General features: G+C 60.4%; 12 protein-coding genes. 4 read left to right on the plus strand and 8 right to left on the minus strand.

Going from position 1 to position 13954, the window contains the following annotated elements; translation table 11 throughout:
• Positions 1-7 precede the first annotated feature (7 nt).
• Complete coding sequence (locus tag VFW72_RS09315; RefSeq protein ID WP_329674013.1) at positions 8-1477, plus strand: RNB domain-containing ribonuclease; 1470 nt, start codon at positions 8-10, stop codon at positions 1475-1477.
• On the opposite strand, the gene mgtA is transcribed toward VFW72_RS09315, so the two are convergent.
• Positions 1452-4028 (minus strand): magnesium-translocating P-type ATPase, encoded by a 2577-nt coding sequence (gene mgtA / locus VFW72_RS09320; RefSeq protein ID WP_329674014.1) that lies wholly within the window; start codon positions 4026-4028, stop codon positions 1452-1454. The two genes, VFW72_RS09315 and mgtA, sit on opposite strands and share 26 nt — an antisense overlap.
• Positions 4029-4146: 118 nt before the next feature.
• Here mgtA and VFW72_RS09325 point away from each other — a divergent pair, with 118 nt between their 5' ends.
• Entirely contained in the window at positions 4147-4896 is a 750-nt protein-coding gene (locus tag VFW72_RS09325) for a serine protease (protein ID WP_329674015.1), read from the plus strand.
• 41 nt (positions 4897-4937) lie between these two features.
• Here the strand turns inward: VFW72_RS09325 and VFW72_RS09330 are convergent, their stop codons facing one another.
• Both VFW72_RS09330 and VFW72_RS09335 read right to left on the minus strand, forming a co-directional pair.
• Positions 4938-6659, minus strand: a complete 1722-nt coding sequence (locus VFW72_RS09330) for a response regulator (RefSeq protein WP_329674016.1) — start codon at positions 6657-6659, stop codon at positions 4938-4940.
• Positions 6660-6836: 177 nt separating this feature from the next.
• Positions 6837-7643: an N-acetylmuramidase domain-containing protein gene (locus VFW72_RS09335; protein ID WP_329674017.1), complete on the minus strand. Its 807-nt coding sequence runs from the start codon at positions 7641-7643 to the stop codon at positions 6837-6839.
• Between the two features lie 120 nt (positions 7644-7763).
• On the opposite strand from VFW72_RS09335, the gene VFW72_RS09340 reads away from it, so the two are divergent.
• Positions 7764-8123, plus strand: a complete 360-nt coding sequence (locus tag VFW72_RS09340; RefSeq protein WP_329674018.1) for a RidA family protein — start codon at positions 7764-7766, stop codon at positions 8121-8123.
• 28 nt (positions 8124-8151) lie between these two features.
• On the opposite strand, the gene VFW72_RS09345 is transcribed toward VFW72_RS09340, so the two are convergent.
• Entirely contained in the window at positions 8152-8361 is a 210-nt protein-coding gene (locus VFW72_RS09345; protein ID WP_329674019.1) for a hypothetical protein, read from the minus strand.
• Positions 8362-8416: 55 nt separating this feature from the next.
• Here VFW72_RS09345 and VFW72_RS09350 point away from each other — a divergent pair, with 55 nt between their 5' ends.
• On the plus strand, positions 8417-9340 hold the full coding sequence (locus VFW72_RS09350; protein ID WP_329674020.1) for a class I SAM-dependent methyltransferase: 924 nt from the start codon (positions 8417-8419) through the stop codon (positions 9338-9340).
• Between the two features lie 18 nt (positions 9341-9358).
• Here the strand turns inward: VFW72_RS09350 and VFW72_RS09355 are convergent, their stop codons facing one another.
• From VFW72_RS09355 to VFW72_RS09370, 4 genes are read right to left on the minus strand one after another with little or no spacing between them, the layout of a single operon-like run.
• Positions 9359-9988, minus strand: a complete 630-nt coding sequence (locus VFW72_RS09355; protein ID WP_329674021.1) for a DUF2894 domain-containing protein — start codon at positions 9986-9988, stop codon at positions 9359-9361.
• 22 nt (positions 9989-10010) lie between these two features.
• Positions 10011-10718: an OmpA family protein gene (locus tag VFW72_RS09360; RefSeq protein ID WP_329674022.1), complete on the minus strand. Its 708-nt coding sequence runs from the start codon at positions 10716-10718 to the stop codon at positions 10011-10013.
• Positions 10715-13123: a DUF802 domain-containing protein gene (locus VFW72_RS09365; protein ID WP_329674023.1), complete on the minus strand. Its 2409-nt coding sequence runs from the start codon at positions 13121-13123 to the stop codon at positions 10715-10717. The genes VFW72_RS09360 and VFW72_RS09365 overlap by 4 nt, the downstream gene beginning before the upstream one ends.
• Complete coding sequence (locus tag VFW72_RS09370) at positions 13123-13824, minus strand: DUF3348 family protein (RefSeq protein ID WP_329674024.1); 702 nt, start codon at positions 13822-13824, stop codon at positions 13123-13125. Before VFW72_RS09370 ends, VFW72_RS09365 begins: the two co-directional genes overlap by 1 nt.
• Positions 13825-13954: the final 130 nt, after the last annotated feature.

The following is a 13954-nucleotide window of genomic DNA, read 5'->3' on the forward strand; positions in this document are numbered from 1 at the left end:
GTCGATCATGCTTGCCTTGTCGAATCACAGAGACACGCTGACAACCATTGCGTCATTGGCCATGTTCAGCAGGGGGCTGGCTCCGGAGTTTCCGGAAGCGGCACAACAGCAGTTAGAGGCGATTCAGGGCCCGGCACAAGAGGACAGCCCCCAGATTCGCGACCTGACCGCCCTGCCTTGGTGCTCAATCGACAACGATGACTCGAAAGACCTCGATCAACTGACGGCCATCGAACCCCTTTCCAGGAGGGAATTCAGAGTCTTTGTCGCGGTTGCGGATGTCGATGCGTTGGTCAAGAAAGGTTCGCCCATTGACCAGCACGCCATGCATAACACCACCTCCGTCTACACATCTGCCCATGTGTTTTCGATGCTGCCCGAGCGGCTTTGCACAGACCTGACCTCGCTTTCACCTCACGAGGACCGACTGGCGCTGATTATCGAGATGGCATTCAGCGATGACGGCATCCTGTTTGAGTCATCGATCTACCGAGCGCGAGTTCGCAACAAGATCCAACTTGCCTACTACGCAGTCTCCGCATGGATCGAAGGCAAGGCCGATTTGCCTAGCCCGGCCCAAGCGATCGCTGGCATGGCATCCCAATTGAAGATGCAGGACGAGCTTGCTCAGAAGTTGAGGGTGCTGCGTCGAGCCCAGGGCTCACTGGAATTCGAATCTTTCCAGCCCCGTGCTCAGTTTGATGGCAACAGAATTACCGACATCCGACAGCAGCAACACAACCGTGCCCGCCAGTTGATTGAGGAATTCATGATCGCCACAAACACATGCACGGCACGATTCCTGACCGATCAAGGCAGCGTGTCGTTGCGTCGTGTGGTTCGATCTCCTGCGCATTGGCCTCGGATTGTGGAGGTGGCAAAGATGCACGGATCGACTCTGCCCCGCCACCCGGATGGCAAAGCACTGGCAACGTTTCTGGCGAAGCAACACCAGTTGGACCCCCTGCGTTTCCCCGATCTGTCCCTCGTGATCGTGAAGCTGATGGGGGCCGGAGAATATTCGATCGAGCACCCACTGGAGCCGCCCATCGGCCACTTTGGCCTGGCTGTCCAGGACTATATGCACTCCACGGCACCCAACCGTCGCTTTCCTGATCTGATCACCTTACGGCTTATCAAGGCGGCTCTCTCAGGCGCGGAGCCACCCTATACCCACACCGAACTTCATGAACTGGCACGTCATTGCACCAACCAAGAAGATGCAGCCCGCCGAGTTGAAAGACAGATGCGCAAGTCAGAAGCGGCACTGCTGCTACATCCCAAAATCGGTCAGTTTTTTGAAGCCCTGGTCACCGGCTGCAGCGAAGCCAGCACCTGGGTTCGCATCTTGACCCCGCCGGCCGAGGGGCGATTGACAGGAGAACAGCCTGACCTGAAGGTGGGGCAAACCATCCGTGTTCGCTTGACTGCCACCTCTGTAGAACGAGGCTTCATTGACTTTGTCTGGGCCCCCTGAATGCGCGGCGGCGTGTGCTCGTCGTACCGCGATAAAACGCCTGCTTGGCCATTTGAGCAGCGAGAAGATAGGCCAGCACCATGCCCCCCAACATCGCATAAAAAATGATCGGAGGACGCACGAAACCGAAGTGCACACCCAGCGGCGTAAAGGGCAAGCCCGCCCCCAAAGCGGCAACCCCCAAGGCACAGGCGATCAACAACGGATGGGGATGACTCTTGAACGGGTTGCCCCGCGTGCGGATCACGAAAATGACCAATACCTGCGTGCACAGGGATTCCACGAACCACCCTGTCTGAAACAGTTTTTCGTCGGCTTTCAACACCACCAGCATGACGTAGAAGGTGAGGAAGTCGAACACTGAACTGATGGCCCCCAGCACCAGCATGAAGTTACGAATGAGGGTCACATCCAGTACACGAGGGACGGCCAGGTCTTGCTCATCGACCTGATCCAGGGGAATCGCGAGTTCAGAGCCGTCGTACAGAATGTTGTTGAGCAAAATCTGCGTTGGCAACATGGGCAGAAACGGCAGGAAAAGCGCCGCCCCCGCCATGCTGAACATGTTGCCAAAGTTGGAGCTGGCGCCCATCATGATGTACTTCATGATGTTGCCAAAGGTGCGCCGCCCTTCCAGCACCCCCTCATGCAAGACTTGCAGGTCACGCTTGAGCAAAATCATGTCGGCGGCCTCCTTGGCCACGTCCACGGCCGAGTCCACCGAAAGCCCCACGTCTGCCGCGTGCAAGGATGGGGCATCGTTGATCCCATCCCCCAGGTAACCCACCACATGCCCTCGGGCCCTGAGCGCCTGTATCACGCGGCTCTTCTGCGCCGGGTTGACACGACAAAAGAGATTGACGCTGTCAACCCGGGCGCGCAGCGCATGGTCGTCCATCTGTTCGATGTCCTTTCCCGTCAGCAAGCCCGTCACGTCCATGCCCATCTGCGTGCAGACATGTCGCGTCACGAGCTCGCTGTCTCCGGTCACGACCTTGACGGAGACCCCGGCTTTTTCAAGAGAGTCGAGCGCAGGTGCCGCACTGACCTTGGGCGGATCAAGAAAAGCCGCAAATCCGGCCAAGACCAAACCGACTTCGTCGCTGATGACTGCATGCGGGTGATCCAGAGGCACCTGCCGCCAGGCAATGCCCAGCACACGCAAGCCCTGAGATTCCAGTGTCTGGAACTGCAACTGCGCCGCAGTCAAAGCATGGGCATCCATGGCTCTGGGCGAAGGCAATTCGGACACTTCGTAATGGGTGCACAGACGAAGGATCTCATCTGCCGCCCCCTTGACCAGCAGCCAACGCTCGCGACCGTTGTCGATCAGCACCGACACGCAACGTCGCTCAAAGTCGAAGGGCACTTCGTCGACCTTGGTCCACCCGCTGACATCCAGGTGCGCATGCGCCAGGATCGCCTCGTCAATCGGGTTCTTCAGCCCGCTTTCGAAGAAGCTGTTCAAATAGGCCAGTTCCAGAACCCGTTCGCTTGACTGTCCCTGCGGGTCTACGTGCCGCTCCATGACGATCTTGGCCTCAGTCAAGGTGCCTGTTTTGTCGGTGCACAAGACATCCATGGACCCCAGATCCTGAATGGCCGCCAATCGTTTGACGATCATGTGCTTGCTGGCCATTCGCATGGCCCCTCGCGCCAAAGTGACCGAGATGACCATGGGCAGCAACTCAGGCGTCAAGCCCACGGCCAGTGCCACCGCGAACAGAAATGAATCGAGCCACGGCTTGTGAAACCATGCGTTGACGAACAGCACAAACAGCACCATGACCATGGTCAGGCGCATGATCAGCAGGCCGAATTGCCTCACCCCAACTTCGAAGGAGCTTGGGGCCACTTGACGGGACAGGCTTTCGGCGATTCGCCCCATTTCCGTGGTCATTCCGGTTTGAATGACCCTTACCATCGCCTTGCCACTGATGACGGAAGTCCCCATGAAGACAGCGTTGGTCGCGTCTTGAATATCGGTGGCCAGATCAGTCAGCACGCCTGGGCGTTTCTCAACCGGATACGGTTCACCAGTCAACAGCGCCTGCTTGACGAAAAAGTCATGCGCCTCGAGCACCACCCCGTCAGCCGGAATGAGATCGCCTGCGGATACTGAAATCAGATCCCCGGGAACCAGGCTCGACACGGCGATGTCTTTGGACTTGCCATCGCGGATGCCGCTGGCCCGCAAGGAAACCGATTGCCTGAGCTTCGCCGCCGCGGCGTTGGCTTTGTGCTCCTGAAAGAAATCGAGCGTTACACTGAGCAGAACGATCGCACCTATCATGAGGAAATTGGTGACCTGCTCGGTCATGGCAGACACCAGGCTGGCACCCAGGAGAATCAACACCAAAGGGTTCTTGAATCTCTCCAGATACTGTCTGAGCAGGGACTTCTCGTCTTGCGGAAGAAGCAGATTGGGACCAAAGTGAGCCAGCCGAATCCTTGCTTCCTCGGAGCTCAAACCCTGATCAAGGGTGGGCAGGAAATCGATACCAGGCAAGTGGGGATCGATCCACCAGGGTCGTTTTGGGCTGTCCGCCATGACGCCACCCCTTTCCAACTTCGCAAAATGCGAAGCCGTTCGAGTATAGGACGCCCAGTCTGAATCGCGGCATCATTCAGCCGTGCGGCACGCACCTTAACCGCCCCGAGGCCTTCCAATGATTGACCCGCTTTTTCTGACGACTGCAGCCGTGTCGACATTCGATGGCAACAAGCCCCTGACCTCTGCCAGCGGCTTTTTCTTTGAAAGAAACCAGGCGCTGTTCTTCATCACCAGCCGACATGTGCTGCTGGATGAACCCAGCGGGCACCACCCCAGTCGCATTGAAATCGAATTGCACGTCGACGAAGCCAACCTTTCGAGATCAGAAAGGCTATCGGTGCTGCTCTATCAAGACGGCAAGAGCGTGTGGATTGATGGCCGAGACAGCGGCGGCAGCATTGACGTGGCCGCCATCCGTCTGGATCGACAGGCGCTGCCCAAGAACGTGGCGCTACGCCCCTTCACAACCAGTAATCTGGTGACATCGTTTGACCAGGTCAACGTTGGGGAAACCTTGCTGATTGTCGGCTTCCCGCTGGGGTTTCACGATCATCTCCATCACCTGCCAGTGGTTCGTCACGCCATCGTGGCGTCGTCTTTCGGCATGCGATTTCAAGGCCAGGGGCTCTTCCTGACGGATGCCAGGACGCATCGTGGGTGCAGCGGCGCACCGGTTGTGGTTCGCGACCTGGAGGCCGATGAGTCATTGCCCTGGCGCTTGCTGGGCATCCACTCATCCACGTTTGATGTGGGAAATCGAAATCTCCAACTCGACGAAGCGCTCGGCCTCAATTGCGCCTGGTATGCAGACATCTTGCTGCTGCTGACCCAGGGCCCTACAGAAAAACACCCGTCGATTGCATGAGCCTTCATGACCGCTGGCCCCTTGTCAGGGCGATCAAGACCTCATCGCCTGAGCGCCCGCAACAGCTTTTCGAACAGGACGGGTGGGTGGAAGGGCTTGGCGATGAAGTCGTCCATGCCTGCAGCCAGACACCGGGCCCGGTCATCGTCGAAAGCATTGGCAGTCAAAGCCATGATGATCAGTCGATCCTGCCCTGGCAGGGCTCGAAGCGCCTGGGTCGCGCCCAGACCGTCCAACTCTGGCATCTGCATGTCCATCAGCACGATGTCGTACGGTGACTGCTCGACTTTCTGCAGAACATCCTTCCCGTTTGTGGCCATGTCCACTTCGAGCCCCACATCTTCGAGCAAGCAAACCATGATTTCACGGTTGATGGGCTCGTCATCCGCCACCAGAATCCGTCTCCCCCTGAAATCGCGTGCAAGAACCACTTCAGCAGCTTCGGCAATCGGATCGGGTACGGGCTGGGCTATATGACCCTTGCCCAGTCGACAGGTGAACCAGAACGTACTCCCCGCCCCAGGCGAACTCCTGACACCGGTTTCCCCCTCCATCAACTGAGCAATCCTTCTGGTGATCGCCAAACCAAGGCCTGTGCCCTGGTACTTGCGACTGGTGGTGCTGTCTGCCTGCTCAAAGGCATCGAAGACCCGCTCCTGTTGCTCCTGGGTCATTCCGATCCCGGTATCGGCCACCTCGAAGCGCATCAAGTACCCGGCATCGGTTTCTTCCTCGATGTGACAACTGAGGGTCACGCTCCCTTTCTCTGTGAACTTGACCGCGTTTCCAAGGAAGTTGACCAAGGCCTGTTCGATTCGTGTCTTGTCACCTCTGAGCGCGAGCCCAGGATGAGCGCACAGAGTCTTCTGCTCAAGGCCTTTGGCGTTGGCACGCTCCCCCATCAGGGTCCAGGCGTCGGTGACGAGGTCTGACAGCAGGAAATCATGATCGGCCAATTGCACTTTTCCCGCTTCGATTTTTGAGAAGTCGAGGATGTCGTCAATGATGGCCAAGAGGTGCTCGCCGGAGGTCTGAATTTTGTCCAGGTAGTCTTGTTGCCGGCCATCGAGTGGCGTACGACGCAGCAGGCTGGCCATGCCCAACACACCGTTCATGGGGGTGCGGATTTCGTGGCTCATGGTGGCCAGAAACGCACTCTTGGCCAAGTTGGCGGCCTCTGCAGCCAATTTGGCATCTTCCAGCGCCCGATTGGAGGTCTTGAGCTTGGCGCTGGCCGCGGCCACTTCACGGGTGCGCTCAAAAATCTCTGCCTCCATCTCGGCTGCACGCTCGCTCAAGCCCTCATGGAAGCGACGTTGCTCCTGGCCTGCCAGCTTGACGCGAATGAATTCGGTGACGTCTTCTGCCTTGTGGATGACGTAACGAACACGCCCAGCACCATCCAGGACAGGTGAGTTGATCGGTGACCAATACCGCTCCTCAAACCCACCGCCTTCATGCTCTGGCCTGCGAATGTCGTACCGCTGAACGGACATGGTGTCGGCCTGCCCCGACTTCAGAACGCGCTGAAGCGAGGCATGGAGGTTGCGGACCCCATCGGCGTGCGGGTCTCCTGGGTTATCAGGAAACACCTCGAACATGGTCTTGCCCAGCAGATCTTCCCGCCGAGTCATGGTGCCTTGGGTATAGGCATGGCTGACACCGACGATTTTGAGCTGGTCATCCAGTATCAGGAAAAGCCCTGGCAAGCCTTCGACGATGGCGCGATAGTCAAGGTCAGCGTCATTGAACTGCGTCGTCATGCTCAAGCCACCCCCCGGCCATTCTTGTGTGGCATGCGGGATGCCAACTCAAAACCTTGCTTATTGGAAGCACGACTTGATTGTATGAAGCGCTTCGACTCCAGGACAAGTGCCATGACTGTCTCTGGATCGATTCGCGGGAAAACCCATGTCAGCTCATGTCGACGCCTCGGCAGATCAAATCAAATCTGCCCTTTTCATCAGGGCATCAAACACCGCGTCATCGAGCTCACCACTGGCCCCCATATTGGCATCGCGGCGGAATGCCACAAGGGCCTTGCGGGTATTCTGTCCCACCACCCCATCAGGCTCCCCCGGCTGATAGCCCAGATACTGCAAGGCCCCTTGTGCCGCTCGGGCACGCAGGTCGCGACTGATGCCTGAAGCAAACTTGTCGTAGGCCGCTTTGAGCTTCACGTCGTACTGGTTCTTCCAGTAGCTCGCACCGTTGTAGCCTCGCGCAAAGGCGGCCCAGTTGCGCGCACGCAATTTCGCGTCCAAACCCTGGCTGCGCATGAAACCCACCATGCCCGCCAGCTGTGCATGCTCAGACTGACACATCTGCTTGACCATGTCTTGCGCGGAGGCAAAGCCAGCAGCCACGGCATTGAACCCCATGACCTGACCCAAGCCCCAACTGGCGCTGCGCAGTGCCGGCTCGTCGCCCAACCCTGCGGCACGGCACAGCACCAAGGCCCTGGCCAGACGGTCATACTCGGCCGCACCGCCGACATAGCCCCCTCCCGTTTTGGCACACAGGTCAGGGGCGCTGGAGGCGAACCGCCCGCCAGATTCCTTGTAAAACACGTGGCGCTCGAACAGGAGCTTGGGGCGTCGGTCAGGCAAGAACCCGAAGCCTCGGCTTTCCACCGTCAGCACCGACCACAAAACAGGCAGGTCGGCCACGCCATCCATGCCCAAAGTACGCAAAGCCGACTGCAAACTGGCTTCATTCAGCGGTTGACCTTTTCCCGCAAAGTCCATGTTGCACCCCACTGATTGGTATGGTGAGGTTTGATCGTAATCACAATCGCTGCGGCTGGCCAGCATCGCCCACCATAATCAGCAGCCCGCCCCCTTTGGGCTTGTTACCGCTTTCTGACTATGTCTGACTCCGCCGTTCGCTACCTGAACCCCACCCCGCGCTATTCCGACGCCGCCATCTACGGCCCTGTGGTGTACCTGGCCGGCCAAGTGCCTACCGATGCCTCGGCCGACATGGCGGGCCAGACACAGCAGGTGCTCGATCAGATCGAGGCCTTGCTCAAGGAGGCCGGCAGCGATCGCGGTCGCATCCTGATGGCTCAGGTCATTGTGAAAGACATTCACGACGTGCCTGCCATGAACACGGTGTGGGAGGCCTGGTTTGCGGGCGTGACGGCGCCACCCCGCGCCACGTTTCAGGCGCCGTTGGTCAACCCCGACTGGAAGATCGAAGTGATCGTGACCGCGGCGCGTGGCTGACACCCCGCTGCAGCCCTGCTTGGGCGGCTTAATTACCAGCAGCGCCCTTTTCACGCTGGTAGGCGTCATGCGACATGCCTGCATCCTTGAGGCATTGCTCGCGCTGAAGGCTATCTGGCTGACGCATGCATTCGGCACGCTGGGCATTGCGTCCTGCGGCGTACAGTTGTTCCGTCGAGCACCCCGAGACGGCAACACCCGTGGTCAAGCAGATGAGGAAGAAAGCGGCGTGTTTCAAGCTGGGCTCCTGTTTGCGTTGTCACCTTCCAGTCTAAAGAATAAGTGTCCTTGTCATGCAAGCCTTGCTTGATGCGATTGAATCGATGCCCTTGCCTTCGGGCGCATGCCGTGTCTTCCATGGCCGCGGCGAGCTTTACCCTGGCTGCGAGCACTGGACACTGGATGCCTACCCGCCGGTCTGGGTTCTGACCAGCTACCTCCCCGTTACGCCTGAAGAAGTTCACCGCATTGGCCAGGCCTTGCGGGCGCGCTGGGAAACCTTGGCACCCGGCCAGCCCTTCAACTGGGTGTTTCAGACCCGGCAAGAAGTCCACGCCCATACCGAGGTGATGGCCGGTGCGGTGCCCGAACCGCATGTGGTGAACGAAGAGCGCAGCCTGTACCGCGTGCACTTGCTCAAGGGCTACAACCACGGCCTGTTTCTGGACATGGCCGAGGGCCGCCGATGGGTGCGGGAATATGCTTCGGCCCATGCTGGGGTGCGCGTTTTGAACCTGTTTGCCTACACCTGTGCGTTTTCGGTGGTGGCCTTGCAGGCGGGCGCGAGCGAGGTCATCAATGTGGACATGAGCGGTGGTGCTTTGGCCATTGGGCGACAAAACCATCAGCTCAATGGCCTGAAACAAGGCGCCCAATTTCTGGCCCACGACATCTTCAATTCGTGGGGCAAGATCACGCGGCAAGGGCCTTATGGCTTGATCATTCTGGATCCGCCCAGCTACCAGAAGGGCAGCTTTGTGGCCACCAAAGACTACGCTCGGCTGGTGCGCCGCCTGCCGGAACTGCTGGCCCCAGGCGGCCATGCGCTGATCTGCCTGAACTCACCTAAATTGGGCATGCCATTTCTGCAAGATGTGGTGCAAGCCGAAGCGCCCGAACTGGTGTTCACACAACGTCTGCCCAACCCGCCCAGCTTTGCCGATGCCTCGATCGAGCGCGCTTTGAAAGTCCTGGTTTATCAGCGACCTGAGGCTTGAAGACAGGCCACGCCCAGGTCACTTGCGCGAGCGTGTGGTGCGAGTGGCTTTGCGGTCTGGCAGCGCGTGCTTCTGGTTCAGTTGTTCCAACCACAGCAGCGTGTCCATTTCCGACAGGAAGCGGCGCAAGTAGTCGGTAGACAACTGCTTCATCAGCGTGAGCGATCGCAGCATGAGCATGTGCGAGTTCAACGGCCCGGCATTCTCCGGCCCTCGGCCCACGGCCTGCTTGACCTGGGTTTCCGCCGCAATGCGCGACCAGACTTCGCTGAACCGACGCACGCTCTTCATTTCCGAAGACACGGTTTCAGACTCGAAGGGGTCTTGTGAAGCCGGCTGTTGTGAGCGGCTTTCAATGTAGGCGGGCAACTCGGCCAAGGGGCTGGGCTTGCATGCAACGACCGAGCTCGGGTTGCGTGGGAATGAACTGGGTTGCCCGCTGACCGCGCCCTGCTCCAACACATCCAGCGCCTTGTTGATTCTGGCAGCCAAGGCCTGCTGCACGCCAATAGGCTGGCCGTCCATGCGAGCCAGCATCAGTTCGACGTGTTTGCCCCGCACCGTGTCAGCCAGCCCGGCGGGCTGCTGGGCCAGGCACGCCTGCCAACGTGCAAGCAAGGTCGCGCCGAGGCTGTCCGATTCGCTCATGCCTTCACTCATGGCAAATCGATCAAGGCGCGCCGACAGGCGCCACAGCCGACCCAGCGGGCACGGCCGAAACCTGCTCTCGCGTGTCAGGCTTCACATCCGCGGTGCGCGGCACGGGCGCCATCTCCACGCGGCGGTTGAGCGCCCGGCCCTTTTCATCGGCATTCGACGCCACCGGCTGCTGCGAGCCAAAGGCGGCAGCAAAAACCTGCGAGGGCGGCATGCCCTCTTCGATCAAGGCGCGCGTCACGGTCAAGGCCCGCTGAGCCGACAGTTCCAGGTTGTCAGCGAAGCGCTGATTCTTGCCTTCACGCATGCGCTTGTCGTCGGTGAAGCCGCTGACCATCAGCATCTCATTGCGCTCGCCGAGGTAGACCTTCAGGGGCTGCACCAGGCTCTTGAGCAACTGGCGGCCATCGGGGCGCAATTCATCAGAACTGACGGCAAACAGCACACTGCCACTGATGCCAATGCGGCCATTGTTCAAGGTGACCCGGCCCGACTGCAAAGGGATGGCCAGCGCCTTTTCCAGCGCCATGCGCCGCTGCTCTTCAGCCTGACGTTTTTCGATCTCGGCATTCAGATGGGCCACCAGGTCCATCTGCACGATCAGCACGCCCACCAGAATCAGCACGAAAGCGCCCAGCAACCCGGCCATGAGGTCGCCAAACACGGCCCAGACCGGCGCAGTTTCCTCGATCGCATCGTCGCGATCGTCCAGCGCCATCATGCTGCGCCTCCACCGGCTTGCGCTTCACGTGCATGCAAACGGCGCAGGTCTTCCACAATGCCCTGTTGTGAGCTGATGCTGAGGTCAATCACCTCGCGCGCCTGTGCCACGTAGTAGGCCAGTTGCTCGTCACTGCGCGTCATTGACTGCTGCAAGCTGCCTTCAATGCGCTGGAGGCTGTCGATCAACTTCTCGTTGGTCTCACTGAATCGATTCACACCATGCGCAAACGCTTCGCTGAGGCTCGACAACTCGATGGCACTGGCGTTGACGTTGGCAGCCACATCGACAACCTTCCCTGCTTGCTCCTCCAAAGACTCGGCCAGCTGCGTGCCGGCCTTGTCGAGCACCGCCACAGCAGAAGTCACCATCGATTCAATCATGGCTTGCTGCTGCGCAGCCACATCCGCCACCTTGGTCGCTTGCGCTGCCATCGACTCGGACAATTGCGCACTGGCCTTGTCCAGCGCGGCTGCCGTCGACGAAGCCATCGACTCCACCACCGCTTGCTGCTGTGCGGCCACCCCTGCCACCTGACCGACCTGAGAAGCCAGAGACTCGGACAACTGTGCCCCCACCTTGTCGAGCGCCGCCGCAGCGGACGACACCATCGATTCGATCATCGTCTGCTGCTGAGCCGCGGCATGGTTCAAGGTATCGAGCAAAGCGTTCATCTGGGCCATCATGGCGCTGCGCTCTTCCAAGGCAAGGTTGTCGCGCTCGGTCAGACTGCTCATTTCCTGACGCAACTGGGCAATGACCTGGGCAGCGGCCTGCGGCACCTCCGATGCGGTCTGCAGCAAGCGGTTCATGGGCGCTTCCAGCGAGGCCCCCAGTTGCGCCAGATGCCCGGCCACGGCCTCTTGCAAAGCATCCAGACGGGCGACGGCAGCCTGACCACGCGCGGCTTCCTCGTCACGCAGGGCCGCCAATTCGGTGCGCCACACGGCCGACAACTCGGCCATGCGCTCGCCTTGCGACTGCACCCAGGCCGACTCGGCCTCCATGCGCGCGCGCAGCATCGACTCCGACTGATCCATGACACGACTCAGCTCGCCCAGGGTCTGCCCCACATGCGCGCTGGCCTGTTGGGTGATCTGGCCAGCGGTGCTTTCCAGTTGCTGACACAAGACCTGCTGCTGCGCCATGGTTTCCGAACCCACACGCTGCCACTCTCCGACCAAGGAAGCAGACAGGTCCTGCAGGGCTTGGGTCCAGGCCTGCTGGCGCTGACCGTCGCTGAGCAACTGGGCCTCGCGGGCCGCTTGGGTGCTGTCTTGAATGGACAGCAACAAGGCAGCCGAGCGCTGCTCGAACACCTCGGCGAACGACTGCAGGGCGCGGTCCATGCGACTGAGCTGCTGTGCCGAGGCATCGGTGTGGGTTTGCACCGCTTGGTTCCAAGCTTGCGACACGTTGGAAGCCGTGGCTGCGAACTGGCTCGACAGATCGCTCAACTGGCTCTGCGCGACTTCCACCACCCGCTGATGGGTTTGCTGCGAAGCCTGTTCAATGCGGCTCAGCGCCGACTCCAGCGCAGGCTGAATGCTTTGCCCAGCCTCACGGGCGGTGGCCACCAAGGTGTCGCGCAAGGATTGCTGCACCGAGCGGGCCAGCTCGCCATAGGCCTGCGACACACCCGTGTGGAATTGCTCTTGCTGGCTTTGCAGTTGGGCTCCCAGCTGCTCGCTGCGGCGCTCCAGTCCGTCCATCATGGCCTGCAGCTTGTCGACCACAGCAGGCAATGCCTGCGAATGGGCTTGCAGGGCCTTGAAGGTTTCCTGCCGTTGGTGCGCCAGGGAGAAGCCTTTGAACACGGTGGCAATGTGGGCATCGAGCTGGCGCGCCACAGCGATGCGGTCGCGGCGGCTCATCGCCGAAACCAGGCCCAGCATGGCCGAGGTGGCCACCCCCGCCACCGAGGTGCCAAACGACAGCCCCAGACCCTTGATGGGCTCGGCCAGGGCCGCGCGAATGGCTTGCAGATCGGACGAGCCTTCCAGCGCAAACACCGCCCCCTTGAAGGTGACCACCATGCCCAGGAACGTGCCGAGCATGCCCAGCATGACGAGCAACCCCACCAGATAGGGCGTCAACGCTGGACCTGGCAAGGCCACGCGCTCGCCTTCAATGCGCAAACGCACGGCCGTCTGCAACGTGGGATGCAGCTTCTGCAACCAGGGGCTCAGGTCGGCCGGCGGCTCGGTCACGTCGGCCAAGGCATTCGACAAGGTGTCGGTGGCCGACCGGAAGCGGCGCAACTCCATGGCGCCAAACAGATACACGCCGCCAATGGCCACAGTCATGGTCAAGGCCAGCCAGCTGGTGCCCACGAAGCCACTGCCCACCCACGCCACCACCAGCAGACCGAGCGCCAGAGCGCCCTTCCAGATCACACGGTTCATCACTGAATCCTGACTTCCTGACGCGCCGCTTCCAGCAACCCCATCACCGGCTCCAACCGGGCCTGAAGTTCGGCCTGCAGCAGCTCTTGCCACTGCCGGCCAAAGGTGACTTGCCACGCTTGCGGCGAGCCCCCTGCGTCGCCATCTGCATGGCGCGTCTGTCGCAACTGTTCGAAACGTCTTTCCAAATACACCGGCACCGAGGTCCACAGCTTTTGCTGACGCGGCCCCAGCATCTGCTCCATCACGGCGTCGAGCGCCGCCAACTGCCGCTGAGCCACCGAGCCCCTCGACAAGGCTTGCCGAAGCTGCGCCCGCAACGCCGCCACTTTCGACTCCATCTGGCGCTGCAACTCCAGGTAGCGCTGGTAGTAGGGCCCGTAGTCGGGCTCGCCCTCATGAGGCAAGGCCGCCAGATTCAAGGCGGCTGAACCGAAGCCCTGCATCAGGCCCAGGCGCATGCGCTGCAGGGCCTGCTCCAGCTCGGCCACCGGCAAGGGCCCGGCTGCGCCCATCGACGCAACCCCTTTTTGCCTGGCGTAGGCCTGAATCGACTGCAGCGCACCGTCGAGCCGAACGGCACTGACCGCGTCCAGCCAATGGCTGAGTCGCTCGGCCACGTCCTGCCTCGAATCTTCGCCTTCAACACAGGCCAGATCACTGAGCAGGCGTACCAATCTGGAACGGCTGAGACTGCTCACTTGGCCTGGTACTCCAACAGAACCCCCAGATGCACTGGAAAAACACAAAGGCCGACAAACACCCAGTCCGTCGGCACCGGGCGCCATTGTAATGATTCGGCCCCTCAGAAGTGGCATCATCGAAGATTGG

This window comes from Aquabacterium sp. (assembly GCF_036273115.1).
Classification (GTDB): domain Bacteria; phylum Pseudomonadota; class Gammaproteobacteria; order Burkholderiales; family Burkholderiaceae_C; genus Aquabacterium.

Excerpts from the sequence above, each read along its gene's own strand:
- VFW72_RS09315 (WP_329674013.1), top strand. The coding sequence starts at position 8 with ATGCTTGCCTTGTCGAATCACAGAGACACGCTGACAACCATTGCGTCA.
- mgtA (WP_329674014.1), bottom strand. The coding sequence starts at position 4,028 with ATGGCGGACAGCCCAAAACGACCCTGGTGGATCGATCCCCACTTGCCT.
- VFW72_RS09325 (WP_329674015.1), top strand. The coding sequence starts at position 4,147 with ATGATTGACCCGCTTTTTCTGACGACTGCAGCCGTGTCGACATTCGAT.
- VFW72_RS09330 (WP_329674016.1), bottom strand. The coding sequence starts at position 6,659 with ATGACGACGCAGTTCAATGACGCTGACCTTGACTATCGCGCCATCGTC.
- VFW72_RS09335 (WP_329674017.1), bottom strand. The coding sequence starts at position 7,643 with ATGGACTTTGCGGGAAAAGGTCAACCGCTGAATGAAGCCAGTTTGCAG.
- VFW72_RS09340 (WP_329674018.1), top strand. The coding sequence starts at position 7,764 with ATGTCTGACTCCGCCGTTCGCTACCTGAACCCCACCCCGCGCTATTCC.
- VFW72_RS09350 (WP_329674020.1), top strand. The coding sequence starts at position 8,417 with ATGCAAGCCTTGCTTGATGCGATTGAATCGATGCCCTTGCCTTCGGGC.
- VFW72_RS09355 (WP_329674021.1), bottom strand. The coding sequence starts at position 9,988 with ATGAGCGAATCGGACAGCCTCGGCGCGACCTTGCTTGCACGTTGGCAG.
- VFW72_RS09360 (WP_329674022.1), bottom strand. The coding sequence starts at position 10,718 with ATGATGGCGCTGGACGATCGCGACGATGCGATCGAGGAAACTGCGCCG.
- VFW72_RS09365 (WP_329674023.1), bottom strand. The coding sequence starts at position 13,123 with ATGAACCGTGTGATCTGGAAGGGCGCTCTGGCGCTCGGTCTGCTGGTG.